The following is a 21,909-nucleotide window of genomic DNA, read 5'->3' as shown; positions in this document are numbered from 1 at the left end:
CCTTTGGCGGCGTTCATCCGTCAGCGCGGCGCAACTATCTGGCGAGCGGCGCAACTATTCGGGAGTAGCCCAAGCTGCTACCAGATCTTGACGCGCTTCGCGGGGTCCAGGTAGAGGCCATCGCCCTGCACGACACCGAATGCCTCGTAGAACGCGTCGAGGTTCGACACGATCCCGTTGCACCGGAACTCGTTCGGGGAGTGAGGGTCCACGCTGATGCGCTGGATCAGCGCCTCGTCGCGGATCTTCTGCTGCCACACCTGAGCCCAGGAGAGGAAGACGCGCTGCACTCCGGTCAGGCCGTCGATCACGGGCGCCTCGTCCAGCGAACCTCCGAGCGAGATCTCGTATGCCTTGAGCGCGATGGTGAGGCCGCCAAGGTCGCCGATGTTCTCGCCGATCGTCAGTGCGCCATTGACGTGGACGTCGCGCCCCGACAGTTGCGCGGGGATGAACGCGTCGTACTGCTCGATCAGAGCCCTCGTCCGGGCCTCGAACTCGCCGCGATCGGCTGAGGTCCACCAGTCGATCAGGCGGCCGTCGCCGTCGTATCGCGATCCCTGGTCGTCGAATCCGTGACCGATCTCGTGGCCGATCACGGCACCGATTCCGCCGTAGTTCGCCGCGTCATCCGCTGTCGCGTTGAAGAAGGGCGGCTGCAGAATCGCGGCGGGGAAAACGATCTCATTCATGCCCGGGTTGTAGTACGCATTCACCGTCTGCGGGGTCATGAACCATTCGTCGCGGTCCACGGGCGAAGTCAACTTCGCCAGTTCGAAGGCGTGGTCGAATTCGTTCGATCGGCGTACGTTGCCGACCAAGTCGTCGGAGGCGAGTTCCAGGCCCGAGTAGTCGCGCCACTTATCCGGGTAGCCGATCTTCGGCGTGAACTTCGACAGCTTCTCCAACGCCCGCTTGCGCGTGTCCGGCCCCATCCAGTCGAGATCCTCGATGGAGGCGCGGTAGGCCTTGATCAGGTTGCCGACCAGCTCGTCCATCCGCTGCTTGTGCTCCGCGGGGAAGTGCCGCTCCACATAGAGTTGCCCCACCGCTTCGCCGAGGGCTCCCTCGACGAGGGATACCCCGCGCTTCCATCGTTCGCGGACCTCTGTGGCTCCGGTGAGGACTCGGCCATAGAAATCGAAGTTCAGGTCCACTGCGGCGCCGTGGAGATACGGGGAGAACTTGCGAATCGTGTGGAAGGTCGCCCACGATTTCAGATCCGCGAGTTCGGAATCAGCCCAGACCTGGCTGACCCCGGTGAAGAAGTCCGGCTCGCGCGCGATCAGGCGCTCGTGCGCGATCGCGGGAATTCCGACCGCGTCGGCCCATGACCGCCAGTCGAAGCCGGGCGCACTCGACACCAACTCGGACAGGGACATCGGGTTGTGGGTCGCTTGAGCGTCGCGATTGCGGACAGCGTCCCAGTGATGGCTGGCTATCGCCGTTTCCAACGCGACGATCCGGTCCGCCGTGACTTCTGGCTCAGCCGAGAATCCGCGTGCGAGCGTGGCGGCGATGTGATCCCGGTAGGCGACCAGCGTCTCGGCGTGGCTCTCCTCGCGGTAGTAGGCCTCGTCCGGCAGGCCGAGGCCCGCCTGCATCAGATAGAGGGTGTATGCGGTGGGATCGTCGCGATCGGTATCGACCCAGAACCCTGCGATAGCTGGGCCGCCAGACCGCTGGTGGGAACCGAGCAGCTTAGTCAACTCCGCGTGGGACGAGGCGGAGGCAATGGCATCAAGGTTCTCGCGCAAGGGGCCGTAGCCAGCCGCTTCGACGCGGTCGACGTCCATGAAGCTCGCGTACAGTGCTCCGATCGACTCCGCGACGCTACCCAAAGTGGCCGAGTCCTGGGCTTCGGTGATGATGTCCCGCACTTGCCGCTCGGCCTGGTCGGCGAGTTCGCGGAAAGCGCCATCGGCTGCCCGGTCCGCGGGGATCTCGTGCGAGGCGAGCCAGCGCCCGTTGACGTGATGGTAGAGGTCGTCCTGCGGGCGGATGTTTTGATCGATGGCGGCTACATCGATGCCGGAAACTGCTGCGCGGCGCGGGTGGAAATCTGATGGCATGTCATACAGCGTAGGTGCGATTCATGACAGATTCGGCTCACGTCACCGAGTGTCCGAGGATCGAAACGGTTCTGTGGACAGAAGGACGAACAATGTGATCATTCCGTGTGCGTGGCCTTCTCCAAATGCGAGTCGTGAGGATAAGTGCCTATGTTGAGAGCACCGTGCAACCGATAGGAAGCAGAGATCAAGAGATGACACACGTACGCATACGAAAAGCAAGAATCGGAATTCTGTCCCTGGCGGCAGTGGGAGCCGTCGCATTCGGCGGATCAGCTCTCGCTGTGGCTGCTGACGATCCCGCAGTACCCACCGTCACGTGTAACGGCAAGGAAGCCACCATCATCGGAACCGATGGCGACGACGTCATCAACGGAACCGATGGCGACGACGTGATCGTGGCGCTCGCCGGAAACGACACCATCAACGGCTTGGCCGGAAACGACACCATCTGCGGCGGGGATGGGAACGACGTCATCACGGGCGGCGACGGACAGGACTATATCTCCGGAGACGCCGGTGACGACAAGATCAACGGCAACGCTGGGGTCGACACCATCTACGGCGGCGCCGGCAAGGACTGGATCCACGGAAACCAGGATGACGACATCCTCCATGGGGGCGATGACGATGACACCATCTATGGTGACACCGGTAACGACACCATCTACGGCAATGCCGGCAACGACTGGGTGGCTGGACAGTCGGGAAATGAGACGATCAACCTCGGCGCCGGGGACGACTTCGCGAAAGGCGGGTCAGGGGATGACCTGATCGAAGGCGCATCAGGTAACGACACCATCCGCGGAAACAGTGGCAACGACACCCTTCGCGGCAACACCGGCGATGACAAGATCAGCGGTGCGGGCGGCAAAGACCGTATCAACGGCGGCGCAGGTGCCGACCGCATCGACGGCGGTGCATCAGATGACAAGATCTGGGGTAAGGCTGGCGCCGACGTCATCTTCGGTGGCAAGGGCGCGGACTACATTCATGGCGGCACGGGTGACGACTTCATCGAAGGCGGAACCGGGAAGGACCGACTCGTCGGCGGTGCCGGACGCGATGAGGTCTACCAAGCCGAACAGCCCTCCAGCTGACGAGGGAGCGTCCAACTAAGCGAGGGTTGGCCGGAGTCTGGATACCAGCAGGGATCGGGACCCCGGCCAACCCCTTCGCGTTTCATAGGGCAAAATGGTCGCATGCGCGTTCACATTGGTACCGACCACGCCGGCTTCGAACTCAAGGAGTACCTCCGCGAGCAGCTGGCAGCTGATGGTCACGATGTCGTCGATCACGGCTCGTTCGAATACGACATCGAGGATGATTACCCGGCTTTCTGCTTCGCAGCGGCCGAGGCGGTTGTCGCCGAGGCGGGATCGTTGGGGATCGTCATCGGCGGTTCCGGAAACGGCGAACAGATCGCGGCAAATAAGGTCAGGGGTGTTCGTGCTGCCCTGGCCTGGAGCGTCGAAACGGCGCGCCTGTCGCGCCAGCACAACGACGCCAACGTCGTGGCGGTCGGCGCTCGTCAGCACACAGCGGCCGAGGCCCTGGAGATCGTGCGCGCGTACCTTGCCGAACCCTTCACCGGTCTCGCGCGACACCAGCGCCGCATCGATCAGGTCTCAGCGTACGAGAATGCCCGCTGAACACAGGCATTGAGACGGCGGCAACCGGCGGCCTAGATGCCCGAGGGACACACGATTCACCGGCTCGCGAACACGATGAGTTCGTTGTTCGCGGGTCAGGTACTCGAGGTCACTAGCCCGCAGGGACGTTTCGACGCGGGCGCGCGCCTGCTCACCGGCCGCCAATTGACCGATGCTGAGGCATGGGGGAAGCGCCTATTCCTGAGCTTCAGCGGGGACGAGCCCCTTTACCTTCATACCCACCTCGGCCTCTACGGCTCCTGGACCTTCGCCGGAGATGGCGAACTCACCGTCGCGCACGCGATCGGCGCGCCCCGCCTTCGGATGAGCGAGCGCGAGAACGCACTGCCAGGAGGCGCCGAATTTCCTCCGCCACCCCGCGGTCAGGTGCGAGTGCGGCTCATGAGCGAACACGCCGTCGCAGACGTGACCGGGCCGACGGTATGCGAGGTCATCGATGCCGAGGAGAGGGCCCGAGTGATCGCGAAGCTCGGCCCGGATCCCATTAGGGGCGACGCCGTCTCCGCCCGGTTCGTCGGCGCGCTCAAGAAACGTCGGATGCCCGTCGGGGCCGCGCTCATGGACCAGTCGATCATCGCGGGCGTCGGCAATATCTACCGGGCGGAGGTGCTCTTCAGAGCAGGGCTCGATCCGCTGATTCCCAGCGCCGAAGTGAGCGAGTCCGTGGCGAGGCGGCTGTGGGATGACCTCGTACTGCTGATGCGTCAGGGGGCCGCGACGGGGCGCATCGTCACCACCGTGCCATCAGACCGCGGCGACGGCGAATCGGCGCCGCGCGGCCCTCGGCAGAATACCGATCTCGACGCCGACGCCGTGCCCAGCAGTGAGGCGTTTTATGTGTATCACCGCGATGGCCGGCCTTGCCGGCTGTGCGGGACGCCCATCGGGCTACGCGAACTTTCGGGGCGCAAACTCTACTGGTGTCCCACCTGTCAGCGCGGAAAGGGAACTCGCCCGCGCGTTACCGGCTCGCCCCTGTAGCGCTGTTCGGCCACGGAGGTCGGCCGCGATCAGATGACGTACTCGATCAGGAGCGCGGGGTCCTGGATCGGACCGCCTGGTTCATGGCGCTTGGCGGCTCGGAGTGTAGCCGGTACGCCTACGGCGATCATGCCGGCGGGCACGTCCTTGACCACGACGGCGTTTGCGCCGATTTGCGACCCATCACCGATCCAGACGGGGCCTAGCACTTTGGCGCCCGCACCCACGACGACGCAGTCGCCCAGCGTTGGATGCCGCTTTCCCCTCGACATGGAGCGGCCGCCGAGGGTGACATTGTGGAACAGCACCACGTCGTCCCCGATCTGCGCCGTCTCGCCAATAACAACGCCCATCCCGTGGTCGATGAACAGCCGTTTGCCCAACTGGGCACCCGGATGGATCTCGATTCCCGTCAGCGCGCGGTTCACGTGCGAGATCAGACGGCCGAGTAGCTTGCCCCCAGGACGTAGCCACACGGCGTGGGCGAGCCGATGTCCCCAAACCGCGTGCAGGCCTGGGTAGGTGAGGACGATCTCGAGCGTCGTGCGGGCGGCCGGGTCGCCGCGGCGTACCGCCTCGATATCGCCACGAACAGTGGTGAAAAATCGTGACTTCTTAGACGACACCGAATCCTCCAGATAACAGTGAGATGGCCGGGCGATGCTTGCGGTTCCCGTCGGTCGGATCTTTCGATCGGCTCTGGACCCGCCATCCGACTTCCGTCGTTGGTCGGGTTCGTCAGGACCCAAGCGGATGCTGGCGACGGCTTCCGCCGCCAGCATCCGAGTGGCGCTTAGTCGGACAGACCCTCGAACAGCGGCGTCGACAGGTAGCGCTCGCCGAAGTCGGGAACGATCACGACGATCGTCTTGCCGGCACTCTCGGGGCGTGCCGCGACATCGAGGGCGGCCCGGATCGCCGCACCGGAGGAGATGCCGACCAGCAGACCCTCCTTGGCCGCGGTCTCGCGGGCCGTGTCAATGGCTGCCTGAGAGGAGACATCGACAACCTCGTCATAGAGATCGGTGTCGAGCACCTCGGGGACGAAGTTGGCGCCGATTCCCTGGATCTTGTGAGGCCCCGCCTGACCCTGGCTCAGGAGCGGCGATTCGCTCGGCTCAACGGCGACGAGCTTAATGTCGGGGTTGTGCGCCTTCAGCGCCTGGCCCGCGCCGGTGATGGTTCCGCCGGTCCCGATGCCGGAGACGAGGATGTCGACTTTGCCGTCGGTGTCGTCCCAGATCTCTTCGCCCGTGGTGCGCTTGTGAATGTCCGGGTTGGCCGGGTTGGCGAACTGGCGCGCGAGGATCGCACCGGGACGCTCCGAGGCGACCTTCTCTGCAGCGGCTACCGCGCCGCGCATACCCTCCGCGGCAGGCGTGAGAATGAGCTCAGCGCCGAGTGCGCGCAGGAGTGCCCGGCGCTCCTTCGACATCGATTCCGGCATCGTGATCACGACGTTGTATCCGCGAGCCGCACCCACCCAGGCCAGGGCGATTCCAGTGTTGCCCGAGGTTCCCTCGACGATGGTGCCGCCCTCTTTGAGTTCACCCGACTTCTCCGCGGCGTCCACGATGGCGACTCCGATGCGGTCCTTGACCGAGTTGGCCGGGTTGTAGAACTCGAGTTTGGCGAGCACGGTAGCGTTGACGCCCTCCGTGACGCGGTTCAGCCGGACGAGCGGGGTGCGCCCGATCAGTTGGGTAGCATCGTCGTAGATCTTTGCCATGGTTTTTCCGTTCTTCTGTGTTGGGAGGGGGCGTGGCCTCGACGCTGAGGGTGAGAGTGCCACGGGTACTGCGGAAAATAGACGCGCGGAGGCGCTTGGCCAGTGGGCCGCGGCCCGGACCAATAAGGTCAGCGGCTTGAGGGACAGCAACAACAGGGGAGGGCGCGGTAACTGAGCGTGGCTCGGATGCTACGCATGTCAACCCTCCTGTGCTGGTCGGTCGCGGAAATCGCGTTATGCCCATGATAGGCACGAAAGTGCGGGCATTGTCTTCGATATCGGAGGATTCGTCGGCGACGACTACCAGCAGGGGTGCCTGTCAGAGGTAAATGGCGAGCCAGATCACGACGCTCGCGGCACTGGCGGCAGCGATGACGATGCGCAACGCGGTAGCGAGCCGTGTGTGCGGGCGGCATGGCCGTGCCTCGCGCGCCGCCCGTCGGATCTCCTTCTTCAATGCGCGCCGCTCGGCGCGGTTCAATCCGGGGCGGCCGCCTGGGGCGCCCGGCATCATCTTTCGAGTGTCGCGTACCTTGAACTCCGTGGACGAGTCCTTCCCCGTCCCGCCCAGGCGATTAGCCATCCAAGGATCCATCGGACCATTGTTGCAACCGATGGCGGTCGAATCCAAGGGCGGGCGGTACTTGCCGTTCGTTGACAGGCTCCTATTGTGAAACGCGCGGCGTAGGTGCCGGTGAGCGTCCCTGGGTGACGTCTTCGAACCGCCACCAATTTCGCCAGAGGCGCACCCAATCATCGCGCACGGCTAGTTGACGGATCGCCGGTGCCGCGAAAGTGTCGGGGCGACAGGAGCCGTCACTCGCTGACGCTCGCTCCTCCCAAATCCTGGCCAAGTTCAATAAAATCAGTGAGGACCCAGCTACGCCGGGCCCTCACTGATTTTGTCGGGGCGACAGGATTTGAACCTGCGACCTTCCGCTCCCAAAGCGGACGCGCTACCAACCTGCGCCACGCCCCGATGCCGGACAGAGCCACTCGTCCATGCCCCGGTCCGCAGCACAGTCTAGCCATGCCACGCGACGGAGGGCGAATTCGGACGTTGTGAAGTTCGCCAGGACGCGCGGAGTTGCTATAGTGGTCCGTCGGACAGCCCGAAACGGATGTCCCACGCGGATGTAGCTCAATGGTAGAGCCTCAGTCTTCCAAACTGATTACGCGGGTTCGATTCCCGTCATCCGCTCCATTTTTTCGCCCGCGGGACGCAGTGGCGCTCCATCAGGCGGCGTGCCTTAGAATGGTGTAGTTGTGCCCTCAGCGTGGCCACGCAAAGTGCGGCTCCCCTCGGATTCGCCACTGCCGCAGCGACACGCGCCCGGGCGACCATCATGCCAGTCACCGTTAGCGCCGCCCATCGCAAGGCGCATGACACCCGTTGGAGAGAACCGAAGTGAAGAGCACTGTCGAGTCACTAGAACCCACCAAGGTCAAGCTCACGGTGGAGGTGACCTACGACGAGCTCAAGCCGAGCATCGACCACGCCTACAAGCACATCGCCGAGCAGGTGCAGGTTCCCGGCTTCCGTAAGGGCAAAGTTCCTGCCCGCATCATCGACCAGCGCGTCGGGCGCGCGGCAGTGCTCGAACACGCCATCAACGAGTCGCTCGGCGGCTTCTACTCCGAGGCGGCGCGTGAGAACGAACTGCGCCCCCTCGGCCGTCCCGATGTCGACGTCACGCGCGTGCCCGACACCGACGACACCAGCGGGGAACTGCACTTCACTGCTGAGGTGGAGATCCGCCCCGAGGTCGAGCTTCCCGATCTGTCCTCGATCACCCTTACCGTCGACGACCTTGAGGTCACGGACGCTGAGGTCGACGAGCGCGTCACCCTGCTTCGCGAGCGCTTCGGCACCCTCGTGGGCGTTGACCGTCCGGCAGCCGACACGGACTTCGTAGTGATCGACCTCGAGGCGAAGGCCGATGGCGAGGTGCTGGACTCGGTGAAGGGCATCAGCTACCAGATCGGCTCGGAGTCGATGCTCGATGGGTTGGACGAGGCGCTCGACGGTCTTTCGGCCGGTGAATCGACCACGTTCACCTCCGCCCTGGTGGCGGGCGAGAACGCTGGCCGCGACTCGGAGATCACGGTGACCGTCGAGCAGGTCAAGGAGCGTCAACTGCCTGAGGCGGACGACGACTTCGCTCAGCTCGCCAGCGAGTTCGACACGTTCGATGAACTGGTTGCCGACCTGCGGGAGCAGGCCGGTCAGCAGAAGGAGCAGGGACGCGTCACGCAGGCACGCGACCTGCTGCTCGCCGAGTTCGACAAGATCGAGGTCCCGCTCCCCAGTGGCGTCATCGAGACCGAGGTCCACTCCCACCTCGAAGGCGAGGGACGCCTGGAGGACGAGACGCACCGCGCCGAGGTGACCGAGGAGGTCAAGGAGGGCCTGCGCCGGCAGATCGTCCTCGATACTCTCGCGGAGAAGCTCTCAGTCAAGGTCGGCCAAGGCGAACTCCTGGAGTTCCTTCTCAACGCTGCCCGCCAGTACGGTCAGGACCCGAACGAGTTCATCCGCAACATCGATTCCTCCGGCCAGATCCCGGGCGTCGTGGCCGAGGTCGCCCGATCCAAGAGCGTAGTTCTCGCCCTCCGCGACGTCACCATCGTCGATGGCGCGGGCAACTCGGTGGACATCTCCGAGTACCTCGCCGTCCCGGAGGACACAGAGGACGACGAGGCTGCAGAAGGCTCCGAGGACTGAGTCCGACACATTTTCGTAGACCGTCGCCTCCGCGACGGTCTACCGTGTGGGGCGGCACCGAATTCGACGGTGCCGCCCCACACGTGTTCTCACCCGCGGCGCGAGAGAAACGAGACGCCGCCCGCTCGGGACGGGCTCGCACGCATGCCTGGACGGGAGCGGGAATCGATGGCGGTGCGCCGACAGCGAAACCGGGCGCGAATGGCACTTTTTTCGTTTCCCGGCGCGCTAATGTCAATACACGCGGCCGCAGCCTCGGCCGCCGACAATCAGTCCCACCGGTTGCGCTCAAGCGTGCCGGTTCGTGAGTTGAGGAGACGGCGTGACTGAACTTATGCCACAGGCTGCCCGTGGCGAATCGGGGTCGTTCGCATTGAACGACAGCATTTACAACCGCCTGTTGAAAGAACGAATCATCTGGCTTGGCTCGGAAGTGCGCGACGAGAACGCGAACGCGATCTGCGCTCAACTGATGCTCCTCGCTGCCGAGGACCCGGACAAGGACATCTACCTCTATATCAACTCGCCCGGCGGCTCGATCACCGCTGGTATGGCCATCTACGACACGATGCAGTACATCAAGCCCGACGTGGCAACCGTCGCTATGGGGCTTGCCGCGTCGATGGGTCAGTTCCTGCTCTCGTCCGGCGCGAAAGGCAAGCGCTACGCGACGCCGCACGCCCGCATCATGATGCACCAGCCCTCCGGTGGCGTAGCCGGCACCGCGACGGACGTGCGCATCAACGCCCAGCTCATCCTCCACATGAAGCAGGTGCTGTCGCAGTTGACGGCTGAGCAGACCGGCCAGCCGCTGGAGAAGATCCTGAAGGACAACGATCGCGACAACTGGTTCACCGCGCAGGAGGCGCTGGAGTACGGGTTCATCGATCAGGTCGTCGCCAGTTCCCGCTCCGTTGCCGGCGGTGGCGGCACCGACAACAACTCCTAACCCCCTTACGCACCGAAAAGAGGAATTTCCGTGAGTATTGAATCGCAGTTCGCCTCCACGGCGCGTCGGCTGGCGGGGGACCGTGGACTGAACGTTCCGTCTGCACGTTACGTTCTTCCGCAGTTCGAGGAGCGCACCGCGTACGGCATGAAGCGGCAGGACCCATACACCAAGCTCTTCGAGGATCGCATCATCTTCCTGGGTGTCCAGGTCGATGATGCGTCGGCCGATGACGTGATGGCGCAGATGCTCGTCCTGGAGAGCCAGGACCCTGACCTCGACATCAAGATCTACATCAATTCGCCCGGCGGATCGTTCACCGCCATGACGGCCATCTACGACACGATGCAGTTCGTGAAGTCACGAATCCAGACTGTCTGCCTCGGCCAGGCCGCGTCCGCCGCTGCCGTGCTGCTGGCGGCCGGCCACCCAGGGTTGCGCCTAGCGCTGCCCAACGCTCGCGTGCTCATCCACCAGCCGGCGATCTACGAGGGCTCCTACGCGCAAGCGACCGACATCGAGATTCAGGCCAACGAGCTCGACCGCATGCGCAACTGGCTCGAATCGACCATCTCGGCCCACACCGGAACGGACATCGAACAGGTTCGCCGCGACATCGAGCGCGACAAGATCCTCTCCGCTCAGCAGGCCCTCGAATACGGCATCGTCGATCAGGTGCTCGAGAGCCGCAAGCCCGTGGCAGTCAGCCTCTGACGCACGCTTTCGCGTGTCAGCCCGCCGCTCCGTAATCTGATAGTCATCGTGTACGGGGCGGCGGGCTGACTTTCGTATCCGAGTAGTGTGGAATAGATGAAGTGCTCGATTCGCGGAGAGTGACCAAGGTTGCCTCGCTCGTCGAGGGATCTCGTCGTGAATCGACCCGGCCCAGGAAGGAACGTGATCACGCGCATGTCCGAAGGCGGAGACCTGCTGAAGTGTTCGTTCTGCGGCAAAACCCAGAAACAGGTCAAGCGGCTCATTGCTGGTCCTGGAGTCTATATCTGCGACGAATGTATCGAATTGTGCAATGAGATCGTGGACGAGGAACTCGGTGAGGACACCACCGATGACGAGATGGAACTCCCGAAGCCGCAGGAGATCTACGCGTTCCTCGAGCAATACATTGTCGGACAGGATGGGGCGAAGAAGGCTCTCGCCGTAGCCGTCTACAACCACTACAAGCGTGCCCGCGCCGAGAACGCCTCACGTTCAGTGGGTGAGGATGACGGCGTGGAGATCGCCAAGTCGAACATCCTTCTGCTCGGCCCGACGGGCACGGGCAAGACCTACCTCGCGCAAACCCTCGCGAAACTGCTCAACGTCCCCTTCGCCATCGCCGATGCGACAGCCCTCACTGAGGCGGGCTATGTCGGCGAGGACGTCGAGAACATCCTGCTCAAACTGCTTCAGGCCGCGGACTTCGATGTCGCACGTGCGCAGCGGGGCATCATCTACATCGACGAGATCGACAAGATAGCTCGCAAGGCGGAGAACCCGTCGATCACTCGCGATGTCTCCGGGGAGGGCGTGCAGCAGGCACTCCTGAAGATCATTGAGGGCACCGTTGCGTCGGTACCGCCGCAGGGCGGGCGCAAGCATCCGCATCAAGAGTTCATCTCGATTGACACCTCCAGCGTGCTGTTCATCTGCGCCGGCGCCTTCGCGGGCCTCGAGGAGATCATCGCCCAGAGATCGCGTAAGCGGGGCATCGGATTCGGCGCACCGATGTACACGAAGGACGATGGCGACATCTTCAGCGAGGTCAAGCCTGAGGACCTGCACAAGTTCGGACTGATTCCCGAGTTCATCGGACGGCTCCCTGTAGTCACCAACGTCGAGAAGCTCGATCGTGACGCCCTCGTCAGCATTCTGACCGTGCCTCGCAATGCACTGGTGCGCCAGTACCAGCGCATGTTCGAGCTTGATGGCGTGGAGCTCGAGTTCACGGACGAGGCGATCGCCGCGATCGCCGATCAGGCGCTATTGCGCGGCACCGGGGCTCGCGGCCTGCGTTCCATCATGGAGGAGGTCCTCCAGCAGGTGATGTTCGAGGTTCCCAGCCGCACCGATGTCGAGCGCGTCGTCATCACGGACGAGACTGTGCTCGAGAATGTCTACCCGACCATCGTGCCAAAGGAGACCAAGCGCCCCCCGCACGAGAAGAGCGCCTAGCCCCCAGTCAGCACGCCGCCCGGCGTCACCATCGCTGTTCCGCCCGGCGCGCCAGCGTGACGGGCAGTCAAGAGGTGTCGTCCGAAACGATTCGCCGCGGGGAGTCAAACCGGTTTGATTCGTGGTATGTTGTGACTGACCCAAGTCTCACGGATACCCACGTCAACGAAGACGAACCGTTTCGGTTGTCCCGGTAGGTAACCACAAATCTCCTGGAGAACGTCATGCGCATCTTCTCGCGTAGATCGGCAATCGCGTCGATCGCCTTCCTGAGCGCGGCAGCACTCGTCGCCCCGACAACGTCCTCTGCCTCGACCTTCGTGCAGGCGGAAATCACCGGCGTCAATGCCTATCCGGCGGCGCCGCAACCCGCGTTCGGTAATTTCAGCTGGATCAACCGCGCCCAGGCCTTCGACGACTTCGCCTACGACTGGACCGATCGAGGCATCTACACCACGATCCGCACCGACAGCACCGCCCTGAACATGCCGGGCGGTAAGCCCACGTACAAGATGCCGGCCTACTACGGCGATCAGCGGGTGCAGACGGCCGGCCCCAATAATGGCGATGGCTATCAGGAGTCCGTTACCCAGCTGGCATCCGTGATCAGCGCAACCCTGATCGGCATCGACAAGTCGAACCAAACGTGTGGCATGCCGACCGCAGTGAACGGCAAGTGCAACTACGTCGACATGCTGCAGACCTTCTATCGCGGGAGCACTACCGGTGTGGCGGGCAACACGCCCACCCCGGGTGGGTCGGGCGTACCCGGCACGAACGACGGCTGGTACCAGTTCCTTCCCAACGCGCTGTACTCGATCCTCGGGGAGATGTACCCAGAGGCCGAGAACATGACGACCATTCAGCGCAACATCGGCGATAAGTTCTACGACGCTGTGGTCAACCTAGGCGGGGCGAACGCGAATTTCGACATGTGGGACTACAACTTCGCGACCGGCCAGAAGTACCTCAACGGCACCAAGTATCAGTCGGCTGAGCTGGCGACCGTTGTCGCGTTCGTACTGATCAACGCCTACGAGAAATTCGGAGACCAGAAGTACCTCACTGGTGCGAAGTGGGCGATGGACTCGATCGAGCGCTCGAACGACAACACCTACTACGAGATCACCGTTCTGCTCACGCCGTACATCGCGGCCCGCATGAACGCGCTCTACGGCACCAACTACGACGTCACCAAGCCGTTGCGCTGGCTCATGGAGGGCTCGAAGGTCCGAAACAACTGGGGCACGCTCGGCGCGCTCGCGACCACCCCCGTCAAGTGGGCTGGCAAGGACGTGTCCGGACTGCAGGGCAGCTTGAGCGACCGAGGTCCGAGCGGAGACGGTGAACCGGGTTATGTGTTCGCCATGAACTCGTTCGCATCGCCGTGGTTCGCCGCGACCGCGAAGTACGACACGTCGTACGCGAACCTCGTCGGGAAGTGGCTCCTGAACGTCAACAGCGCAGCGCGGCTGTTCTTCGCGGACCAGCTCTCGGCAAGCCAGCAGTACTACGGCTCCGACTTCATCGATGGCGTCTCGGCCGGCCAGTCGGGCTCAGCAACCGGCTGGGACAAGGACGACCGCGCGTCCGCCATCGCCTACGAGGCCCTGCAGTCCAAGGCCAACGACGGAATTCGCGCGCTTTCGGACGTGCCCGAACGATCCACCAACTGGGGCGTCGGCTCCGCCGCTCGCGGCCTGGGCATGTATGGCTCGGCATGGATCGGATTCATGTCCGTGATCCACCCGACCAATGTTGACAACGTCCTGCGCATCGACCTGAACGCGCTCGACACCTACGGTGAGAAGACGTACCCCACCTCACTGATCTACAACCCGACGGGCTCCGTGCAACAGATCCAGGTTCCGCTCGCGAGCGGCGCTAAGGACCTCTACGACTCCGTCTCGGGCACCTTCCTGGCGCGCGGTGTCAGCGGCAACGCAACCATTCCTGTGCCCGCCGGGAACTCCGTGGTCGTCGTCGAGTTGCCCGCCGGGGCGACCCTGACGCACAGCGGAAGTACCCTGCTCGCCAATGGTGCGGCCATGGCCTACGACGTGGCCGACCTCGGAGACGTAGCCCGCGACAAGTCGGCAACCTACGAGACGGCTGACCCCGCCACATCCGTCCCCGTGGCGCCTGTCGTCGATGGCGACGCAACCACCGGCTTCGCCTCAACTCAGGCTGTGGCTCGCAGCGTGACGGTGGACACCGGCACGGTGCGAGAGCTCGGACGAGTTGCCCTGAACTGGGGGGCCAAGCACCCGTCGTCCTACACGTTGAGCGCTTCTGTCGATGGCACCAGTTGGTCAACGGTCGGATCGCCCATAACCTCGCTCGGCGGCATCGAAGACATCACGTTCGCCCCCGTGAATGCCCGATATGTGCGAGTGAATGTAGCCGCCGGCGCAGGGGAGTTCACGCTCCGGTCGTTCGAGGTCAGCATCGCCGACCTCGCTCGGAGCAAGCCCGCCAACGCGTCTTCCACACAGCCGGGCAAGGCGCACGATGCGTTCCAGCTGACCGACGGATCGAGCGGCACCCGCTGGGAGTCCCGAACCCAGGACTACAACGACACCGAGAAGAACAACCAGAATGTCGTCATCGATCTCGGCAAGAAGATGCCGCTCGGCGGCGTCCGTCTCAACTGGGAGGGCGCATTCGGCAAGACCTACACGTTCGATGTGTCGGACAACGGTACGGCGTGGACGACGGTCGGCACCGAGTCGAACAACACCGCGGCGGGGATCAAGAACTACACGCTGAACCCCGGAGCGAGCGGTCGCTACCTCCGTTGGTCGGGAACGGCGCGCGGCACCACGTACGCCTACTCGCTGTGGGACTTCCAGGTGTTCGGTGCACCCGGCCTCACGCGAACCGGCCAGGCCTACACGGACGTGGAGTCCGTCAGCCCGGGTGACGACATCGCTCTGACCGGAGCGGGCTATCAGCCTGGGGAACAGATCCAGATCACGATCGACGGAATCGTCGTCAAGACGATCAACGCGGATCCGTCGGGAGCCTTCGCCACATCCGTATCGGCGCCGAACACCACCGGCCCCGCAACGATCGTGGCAACGGGAACCGCATCGGGCTCGTCGACTCAGTTCGTCGTCACGGTGGAGGTTGCGGACGCGACCACCACATCGCTTGCGCTGAACGGGACCAAGATCGTCGCGGATTCAACCGATTCGGTGGTTGCGACGGTCAATGTCGCCTCCGCTGGCTCGACGACTCCGGAAGGGACCGTGGTGCTCACCGGAGGAGCCCGCGAAATCGGCCGAGCCACTGTCGTGAACGGCGTCGCCCAGATCACCATGGGCTCGGATCTTCCCATCGGTTCGTACAACCTCGTCGCGAGCTTCGAGAGCGCTAACGCGTCCAAGTGGACTGACTCCGCGTCGATGGCTCGCCAACTCGACGTTGCGATCGCGTCGGTCACCATCAAGGCATCCGTGCTGAACGTGCGAGTCGGTGTCCAGCCGGTGCTCGACCTCACCGTGACGACGCCTGGCAAGTGGGAGCCCACCAATGTCTGGATCGCCCGCGCTGGGGGCGGGCAGTTCGTGACCGTGCCCGCGTCGGGCAAGGTCAAGGTGAAGCTTCCCTACGCTTCCGTCACCGGCACCCAGAAGGTGACGGTGACCGTCCCGGCCGCGCAGCGGCGGGCAGCGAAGAGCGCTTCGGTCACCTATTCGGTCGCCAAGGCGGCGCCAAAGATCAAGGTGGCAGCCAAGAAGAAGGTGCGTAAGGGCCAGGCGCTGAAGCTGACCATCAAGATCACGGCACCGGCTCGGACCGGAACGAAGGCGGCCAAGGCGAAGATCTTCGTCGGTTCCAAGCGCGTTGCCACGGTCAGCGTGAAGAAGTCGGGCAAGGCCAGCGTCAAGATCCGCATCTCCAAGACCGGCACCAAGAAGGTGCAGGTCAAGTTCCCCGGGAACAAGACGCTCAAGGCGGTCAAGAAGACCGTGAAGGTGCGCGTCATCCGCTAGTTAGACGAGCAAGCAACAAAAGATGGGCGGTCCTCATAAGGAGGGCCGCCCATCTTGCGTTGTGGGGCTAGTTGATCAGTCCAAACGCGAGACCAGATGTGTCGACAGGCGCAACTGAAGTTCTCGCTCCAACGCCCGCAACGGTGCAGTGCAGTTGTAGCGATTTCAGCAATTTTGATTGTGAAAAGCATATATCCATATCTGACATCGTTGTCGCCCCCCCCTTTGTTGATTGCGAAAGTGATTACTTTGTTTGGGGGTGAGTGCTCAAGTGCATTCGCGGCCATAACTAATTCAGGCAAGCAAGCGGTTCTCTCAATGTGTTACCGAAGAGGGAAGGAGATGCGAAGATGTATGACCTATGCGGCTGTGGTAGGTTGAACACTCCCCCCCAAGTAGACGAGGAAAGCGCGTGAAATTTCGCAAGATCGCATCCATATTGACGCTATTGAGCGTCGTAGTTGTCGTGAGCGTGACCGCAACTCCAGCGCAAGCGGCGATTGCACCTGGGGTCAACGTCATGGAGTGGAATGTATGTCACTTAGACCCGGAGTGTGGAAATGCGGGGGTCTACTCGAAAAACCTGGCGACGGCTTCTGCCCGAATTGTTGAAGAAAAGCCTGCCATCTTTCTCGCCATCGAATTCTGCCAAAAATTGATGGGTGATTACCAGAAGATCGGTAACAAGTGGTTCGCAGGATCTGTGTTCTATCCCAAGCGCGACTCGGGAAACTCTAAGTGTGGCAAGGTAGGAACTGCCATCTTCACGCACCGTCCACTGACCGATCTTGGTTTCGTCAAGATTCCAGTCAGGGTCCAAAGTGGAGCGTTGGACACGGTCGGTTGTGCATTGACGCAAGTTGGTAGCAATAAGATTTCGGTGGTTGCGTGTGTCACACACCTTGACAACTCGAGTGATGTGACGGTTCAAAAGGCCCAGCTTCAAGGTACTAAGGCAAAAGGGGCCGCGCCAGGGAGTCTTACCAACGGGACAACCAAATGGCAGGGCGCAGCTGGTTGGGCTTTGGACAAGGCCAACGGCAAGCCCATGGTCTTTGGTGGAGACCTAAATCTGAAGCACGACAGTGCGGCGTTAAGTCACATGTATAGCAATGTGATCGAGGACGGGAACGTATCGACTGGACAGCGTTTTGCCGAGGTCGATCAGGTTGGCAATGGCGTGACTCACGGCGCCGACACGAAGGGGAAGAAAATCGACTACATCTTCTTTAAGAAGGGGTACTCTTCACGCTACAAAGTTGGGCAGCACGCTCCGGAAAAATTCGCTGCCTCGGATCACCGCATGCTTTATGGTGAAGTTCGACTTTGCAGTGATCCCTCTGAGTGTTGATCCATGACTTTGTGGCTTAGAGGTATTCCGTCGTGGACGGTTGCGTGGTAACTGGCAGGCTAACTCGGTTGGCATGAAACCAGTGCGGTGGCCGTCGCGCGGGACTAATTTCAACGCGCGACGACCACCAGACGTGGTTTGGCTATGCCTGGCGCCGGGCCGGTGCCTCGCCAAGTTCGACCGCAGTCACGGCAATGCCGCCCTGGACGGATGGGTCGGTTGCGCCAGCGTCGACCGCGGTGATGTCTACCGTGCCGATGGCCCGTCCACCATTGCGGACATCGACAATGACGGCCTCCAGCGCGGCCACCGAACCGGCGGGAACATCGAGCGTTACTGCCAGGATCGGCGTCTTCATGGATACCTTCGCCTCGGTCTTCGTCTTGCGTAGCGCGGCAAGGGCGTGACCGGCAACGGTCAGCAGACTCGGATCCGTGTCGCCCGCCGCCTTGCGTAGCGTCTCGGCGCTGGGCCAAGGCGAGGTGTGGACCGACGTGTCGTTGTACCAGGACCAGACCTCCTCGGTCGCGAACGGCACGAAAGGCGCCAGCAGGCGTAGCAGCGTGTCGGTCGCGATCGCGAGGGCGGTCCGCACGGATACGGTCTCACCCGAGACATCATCGGTTCCGGAACCGTAGGCGCGATCCTTGACCAGTTCGACGTAGTCATCGCAGAACGTCCAGAAGAACGTCTCTGTCAGTTCCAGCGCGCGCGTGTGGTCGTACGATTCCAGCGCCGCCGTCGACCGCTCGACGACCTCGGCTAGACCCGCCAGCATGGCCTTGTCCAGGGCCACCGTCACCAGCGAAGGGTCGAGCGAGATCGAACCGGTGCCGTCCTCCTGCACGCCGTACGACAGCGCGAGCTTGGCGGCGTTCAGCACCTTGATGGCGAGCCTGCGGCCGATCTTCATTTGCCCGACCTCGAAGGCAGCATCTGTGCCGAGTCGCGCGGAGGCCGCCCAGTAACGGACGGCATCCGAGCCGTACTCCTCGAGCAGGCCCATCGGGGTCACGACGTTGCCCTTCGACTTCGACATCTTCTTGCGGTCCGGGTCGAGGATCCAGCCCGAGATCGCAGCATCGGACCAGGGCAAGCCGCCGAATTCAAGGTGGGCGCGCACCACCGTGGAGAATAGCCACGTGCGGATGATGTCCTGACCCTGGGGGCGCAGGTCCATCGGGTAGACGGCGGAGAAGAGCTCCGGTTCTTCGAGCCAGCCGCCGGCGATCTGCGGCGTCAGTGAGCTCGTGGCCCAGGTGTCCATGATGTCGGGATCACCCAGGAAGCCGCCGGGCTTGCCACGCTGGGACTCGTCATATCCGGCGGGAACGTGACTCGACGGGTCGATAGGCAGCTCGTCCTCGGTCGGAGCGAGGGGATTCTCCCACTGCACCTCACCCTCGGCGTCGATCGGATACCAGACGGGGAAGGGGACTCCGAAGAACCGTTGGCGCGAGATCAGCCAGTCCCCATTGAGCCCCGAGACCCAGTTCGCGTAGCGCACCCGCATGAAATCGGGGTGGAAGTTCAGTTCGTCGCCATCGGCGAGGAGTTCGGCGCGTAAGTCTCGGGAAGTGCCGTCCTCCTTGACCCAGTCGCGGCCGCCGTTGCGCAGGTACCACTGGCGCGACGTCACGATCTCCAGGGGCTTGTCGCCCTTCTCGAAGAAGTTCGTCATGCGCTGGGTCGCCTTCGGCTCGCCGTCCAGGTCGCCGCTCGCGCGCAGGGCATCGACAACGATCTGGCGCGCCGAGAACGTGGTCTTCCCGCCCAGTTCCGCGAACGTTTCCCGGCCACCCTCGTCCGTGATCCACTCCGGGACCTCGGCAACGATGCGACCGTCGCGGCGAATGATGGAGCGCGTGGGCAGTTGCAGTTCGCGCCACCACTGGACGTCGGTGAGGTCGCCGAACGTACAGCACATGGCGATTCCCGCACCTTTGTCCTTCTCAGCTGCGGGGTGCGCGAGCACGGGCACCTCGACGCCGAAAACGGGGGAGGTGACGACCTGGCCGAATAGGTGCTGGTAGCGCTCGTCATCGGGGTGGGCGATCAGCGCCACGCATGCGGCCAGTAGTTCCGGGCGCGTGGTCTCGATGTAGACGGGTGAACCGTCGCCCTGGTGGAACGCCACCCGGTGGTAGTGGCCGGGATACTCCCGGGCCTCGAGTTCGGCCTGCGCTACGGCCGTCTGGAAGGTGACGTCCCACAGCCCCGGCGCCTCGGCCTGATAGGCCTCGCCACGAGCAAGGTTCCGCAGGAAGGCCGCCTGCGCGACCTTCTGTGCGCGCCTACCAATCGTCTGGTAGGTGTGGTCCCAATCGACGGAGAGCCCCAGTCGGCGCCACAGCGCCTCGAACTGCTTCTCGTCCTCGACCGTCAGCCGCTCGCACAACTCGACGAAGTTCCGGCGCGAGATCGGCTGCTGATCCGCGGCCTTCACGCTCTTGCCCTCGGCCCCCTGGAGCGGCGGCTCGTAGCCCTCGATGTAGGGCAGCGACGGGTCGCAACGCACGCCGTAGTAGTTCTGCACGCGACGCTCGGTCGGCAGGCCGTTGTCGTCCCAGCCCATCGGGTAGAAGACCTGCTTGCCGCTCATGCGCTTGAAGCGCGCGATCACGTCGGTGTGCGTGTAACTGAACACGTGGCCGACGTGAAGCGAACCGGAGACGGTGGGCGGCGGGGTGTCGATCGAGTAGACATCGGTCCTGGGCGACGAGCGGTCGAACGAGTAGGTCTGCTCGCTCGTCCAGCGCTCGTCAAACTTGGTCTCCAGGCCGTCCGTGCTGACTCGGTCCGGTACGCCCTTGACCGCCGCGGTCTTGCGTGTTGCGGGCGCGTTCGAGTCAGGCGTGTGGGGGGAGTTGCTCATAGCCCTATATTCTTCCACAGCGGCGCGCTCCGGCAGCTCAGGATCAGCGTCCTCAGCCGCGGTTCACGATGTGAGATTTCTCGACCATCCGTTGTCGAGCGAGTACCGTCGCGCCAGGATGGATGCATGAGCGCATCACACATGACGAATGCAGGCGGCCACCCGCCCGTCTCGTCGATGCGCCCCCGAATGCTCTGTTGTTGATGAAACGGCCGCCCTTCCAGGCCGCACGCGCTGACCGCACCCCCATCATCGACAACCTCAGGCAGGCATTCCATGACTACTTCCGCACACCTTGAGCGCTACCTCGCGACCTTCGTGAAATCCGCTCGCGCGGGCAGGCTTTCCCAGGACGAGGCCTCCGTCGCCGCCGCTGACGTGATCATCAGCATCGAGCACCTAGTGGCGCGCGACATCGACGCCTATTCCAAGCGCGCGCGCCTCGCGACCGCCTGACGATCCGATAGGCTTCGTCGCGTAACAACGTTGACGCGCACGGAACCTGGCGCGTTGCTTCTGCCGCGACGTCGGCTCAGGCCTTGCCGAGTTCCTGATCGCGGTCGATGGTCGCCTTCACTCCGGCCACGACGGCGGCGAAGAAGCCCTCGTCCTCCAGTTTGAGCAAGCCCGCTACGGTGGTGCCGCCGGGGGATGAGACTATGTCGGCCAACTCCCAGGGGTGAGTGCCGGATTCGAGCAGTAGTTTGGCGCTGCCGAGCACGGCCTGGGCGGCGGCTTCCGTCGCCACGGCCTTAGGCATTCCAGCCGCTACGGCCGCTCGAGCGAGCGCATCGATGTAGACAAAGGTGAACGCGGGGGAGGAGCCGGCGATCGCCGTGAACGCGGAGAACTGCTTCTCATCTAGTTCGATCACGCGACCCACGGCCCCGAACACGTCGAGCGCTGCCGAGCGCTGGGCTTCGGTCACGAATTCGTTGCCGGTCAGGGCCGACATCGAGGCGCCGACGGTCGCGTTCACGTTCGGCATCACCCTGACAATCGCGGCATCGGCACCCGCCAACTCGGTGAGCCGGGCGAGTGTGAGGCCCGCCGCGATCGACACGATCGCGCTGCCGCGCTCGGCGACGATGGTACCGAGTTCGGGCAGGACGCTGGCGACGACATTCGGCTTGACGGCGATCACCGTAAGGTCGGCTCGCTGAGCGATCTCGGCGGCACTGTCCAGCACCTGGGCGCCGCCCACTGACTCGGCCAGCGCGACTGCCTTGTCGCGGCTGCGGTCAACGAGCAGCACGTCAGCGGCGGCAACGATGCCATCCGCGACGATTCCCTTCACGATCGCGCTCGCCATGTTGCCGGTGCCAATGAATCCCACGGTTGTCATAGGGACTACGTTACCGTCGCCCATGCGCGGACTGGTGGC

At 63.5% G+C, this 21,909-nt stretch carries 16 protein-coding genes and 2 tRNA genes; 11 read left to right on the top strand and 7 right to left on the bottom strand.

From position 1 onward, the window contains the following. Positions 1–77 precede the first annotated feature (77 nt). Positions 78–2,072 (bottom strand): M13 family metallopeptidase, encoded by a 1,995-nt coding sequence (locus FB461_RS06125; protein WP_142119892.1) that lies wholly within the window; start codon positions 2,070–2,072, stop codon positions 78–80. A 284-nt stretch (positions 2,073–2,356) separates the two neighbouring features. Here FB461_RS06125 and FB461_RS06120 point away from each other — a divergent pair, with 284 nt between their 5' ends. The 3 genes from FB461_RS06120 (at position 2,357) to FB461_RS06110 (ending at position 4,726) form a co-directional block, all read left to right on the top strand. After that, positions 2,357–3,172, top strand: coding sequence for a calcium-binding protein (locus tag FB461_RS06120; protein WP_170222631.1), 816 nt, complete (start codon positions 2,357–2,359; stop codon positions 3,170–3,172). A 102-nt stretch (positions 3,173–3,274) separates the two neighbouring features. Further along, on the top strand, positions 3,275–3,724 hold the full coding sequence (locus tag FB461_RS06115) for a ribose-5-phosphate isomerase (RefSeq protein WP_142119888.1): 450 nt from the start codon (positions 3,275–3,277) through the stop codon (positions 3,722–3,724). A 36-nt stretch (positions 3,725–3,760) separates the two neighbouring features. Beyond that, on the top strand, positions 3,761–4,726 hold the full coding sequence (locus FB461_RS06110) for an Fpg/Nei family DNA glycosylase (protein ID WP_142119886.1): 966 nt from the start codon (positions 3,761–3,763) through the stop codon (positions 4,724–4,726). Positions 4,727–4,755: 29 nt separating this feature from the next. On the opposite strand, the gene epsC is transcribed toward FB461_RS06110, so the two are convergent. From epsC to FB461_RS06090, 4 genes are all read right to left on the bottom strand, one after another. Next, positions 4,756–5,352 (bottom strand): serine O-acetyltransferase EpsC, encoded by a 597-nt coding sequence (gene epsC, locus FB461_RS06105; protein ID WP_246046042.1) that lies wholly within the window; start codon positions 5,350–5,352, stop codon positions 4,756–4,758. Positions 5,353–5,519: 167 nt separating this feature from the next. Beyond that, a complete protein-coding gene (gene cysK, locus FB461_RS06100; protein ID WP_142119882.1) occupies positions 5,520–6,455 on the bottom strand; it encodes a cysteine synthase A in 936 nt (311 codons plus the stop codon). A gap of 319 nt (positions 6,456–6,774) precedes the next feature. Continuing rightward, entirely contained in the window at positions 6,775–7,038 is a 264-nt protein-coding gene (locus FB461_RS06095; RefSeq protein WP_142119880.1) for a hypothetical protein, read from the bottom strand. A 322-nt stretch (positions 7,039–7,360) separates the two neighbouring features. Continuing rightward, positions 7,361–7,434: transfer RNA gene (locus tag FB461_RS06090), tRNA-Pro, on the bottom strand. A gap of 151 nt (positions 7,435–7,585) precedes the next feature. Here FB461_RS06090 and FB461_RS06085 point away from each other — a divergent pair. The 7 genes from FB461_RS06085 (at position 7,586) to FB461_RS06055 (ending at position 17,650) form a co-directional block, all read left to right on the top strand. Continuing rightward, positions 7,586–7,659: transfer RNA gene (locus tag FB461_RS06085), tRNA-Gly, on the top strand. Between the two features lie 204 nt (positions 7,660–7,863). Then, a complete protein-coding gene (gene tig / locus FB461_RS06080) occupies positions 7,864–9,180 on the top strand; it encodes a trigger factor (RefSeq protein ID WP_142119878.1) in 1,317 nt (438 codons plus the stop codon). 334 nt (positions 9,181–9,514) lie between these two features. Then, the gene (locus FB461_RS06075) at positions 9,515–10,129 is read left to right on the top strand and encodes an ATP-dependent Clp protease proteolytic subunit (protein ID WP_142120848.1); all 615 of its coding nucleotides are present in this window, start codon (positions 9,515–9,517) and stop codon (positions 10,127–10,129) included. A 30-nt stretch (positions 10,130–10,159) separates the two neighbouring features. Further along, positions 10,160–10,843, top strand: coding sequence for an ATP-dependent Clp protease proteolytic subunit (locus tag FB461_RS06070; protein WP_142119876.1), 684 nt, complete (start codon positions 10,160–10,162; stop codon positions 10,841–10,843). A 186-nt stretch (positions 10,844–11,029) separates the two neighbouring features. Continuing rightward, positions 11,030–12,301, top strand: coding sequence for an ATP-dependent Clp protease ATP-binding subunit ClpX (gene clpX / locus FB461_RS06065; RefSeq protein ID WP_142120846.1), 1,272 nt, complete (start codon positions 11,030–11,032; stop codon positions 12,299–12,301). Between the two features lie 224 nt (positions 12,302–12,525). Further along, on the top strand, positions 12,526–16,299 hold the full coding sequence (locus FB461_RS06060) for a discoidin domain-containing protein (RefSeq protein WP_142119874.1): 3,774 nt from the start codon (positions 12,526–12,528) through the stop codon (positions 16,297–16,299). Between the two features lie 412 nt (positions 16,300–16,711). Further along, positions 16,712–17,650, top strand: coding sequence for an endonuclease/exonuclease/phosphatase family protein (locus tag FB461_RS06055; RefSeq protein WP_142119872.1), 939 nt, complete (start codon positions 16,712–16,714; stop codon positions 17,648–17,650). A 142-nt stretch (positions 17,651–17,792) separates the two neighbouring features. Here the strand turns inward: FB461_RS06055 and valS are convergent, their stop codons facing one another. Beyond that, a complete protein-coding gene (valS, locus tag FB461_RS06050; protein WP_142119870.1) occupies positions 17,793–20,525 on the bottom strand; it encodes a valine--tRNA ligase in 2,733 nt (910 codons plus the stop codon). A 276-nt stretch (positions 20,526–20,801) separates the two neighbouring features. Here valS and FB461_RS06045 point away from each other — a divergent pair, with 276 nt between their 5' ends. After that, positions 20,802–20,981, top strand: a complete 180-nt coding sequence (locus tag FB461_RS06045) for a hypothetical protein (RefSeq protein WP_142119869.1) — start codon at positions 20,802–20,804, stop codon at positions 20,979–20,981. Positions 20,982–21,057: 76 nt separating this feature from the next. Here the strand turns inward: FB461_RS06045 and proC are convergent, their stop codons facing one another. Next, on the bottom strand, positions 21,058–21,870 hold the full coding sequence (gene proC, locus FB461_RS06040; protein ID WP_142119867.1) for a pyrroline-5-carboxylate reductase: 813 nt from the start codon (positions 21,868–21,870) through the stop codon (positions 21,058–21,060). Positions 21,871–21,909 lie beyond the last annotated feature (39 nt).

The sequence above is a fragment of the Rarobacter faecitabidus genome (assembly GCF_006716265.1).
GTDB classification, from domain to species: domain Bacteria; phylum Actinomycetota; class Actinomycetes; order Actinomycetales; family Cellulomonadaceae; genus Rarobacter; species Rarobacter faecitabidus.
Note: the sequence above shows the minus strand (reverse complement) of the source record. Positions and strands in the feature narration are given on the sequence as shown.

Bases quoted from the DNA above. Each gene is read 5' to 3' on its own strand.
- FB461_RS06125 (WP_142119892.1), bottom strand. From the start codon at position 2,072: ATGCCATCAGATTTCCACCCGCGCCGCGCAGCAGTTTCCGGCATCGAT.
- FB461_RS06115 (WP_142119888.1), top strand. From the start codon at position 3,275: ATGCGCGTTCACATTGGTACCGACCACGCCGGCTTCGAACTCAAGGAG.
- FB461_RS06110 (WP_142119886.1), top strand. From the start codon at position 3,761: ATGCCCGAGGGACACACGATTCACCGGCTCGCGAACACGATGAGTTCG.
- cysK (WP_142119882.1), bottom strand. From the start codon at position 6,455: ATGGCAAAGATCTACGACGATGCTACCCAACTGATCGGGCGCACCCCG.
- FB461_RS06095 (WP_142119880.1), bottom strand. From the start codon at position 7,038: ATGGCTAATCGCCTGGGCGGGACGGGGAAGGACTCGTCCACGGAGTTC.
- FB461_RS06075 (WP_142120848.1), top strand. From the start codon at position 9,515: ATGCCACAGGCTGCCCGTGGCGAATCGGGGTCGTTCGCATTGAACGAC.
- FB461_RS06060 (WP_142119874.1), top strand. From the start codon at position 12,526: ATGCGCATCTTCTCGCGTAGATCGGCAATCGCGTCGATCGCCTTCCTG.
- valS (WP_142119870.1), bottom strand. From the start codon at position 20,525: ATGAGCAACTCCCCCCACACGCCTGACTCGAACGCGCCCGCAACACGC.
- FB461_RS06045 (WP_142119869.1), top strand. From the start codon at position 20,802: ATGACTACTTCCGCACACCTTGAGCGCTACCTCGCGACCTTCGTGAAA.
- proC (WP_142119867.1), bottom strand. From the start codon at position 21,870: ATGACAACCGTGGGATTCATTGGCACCGGCAACATGGCGAGCGCGATC.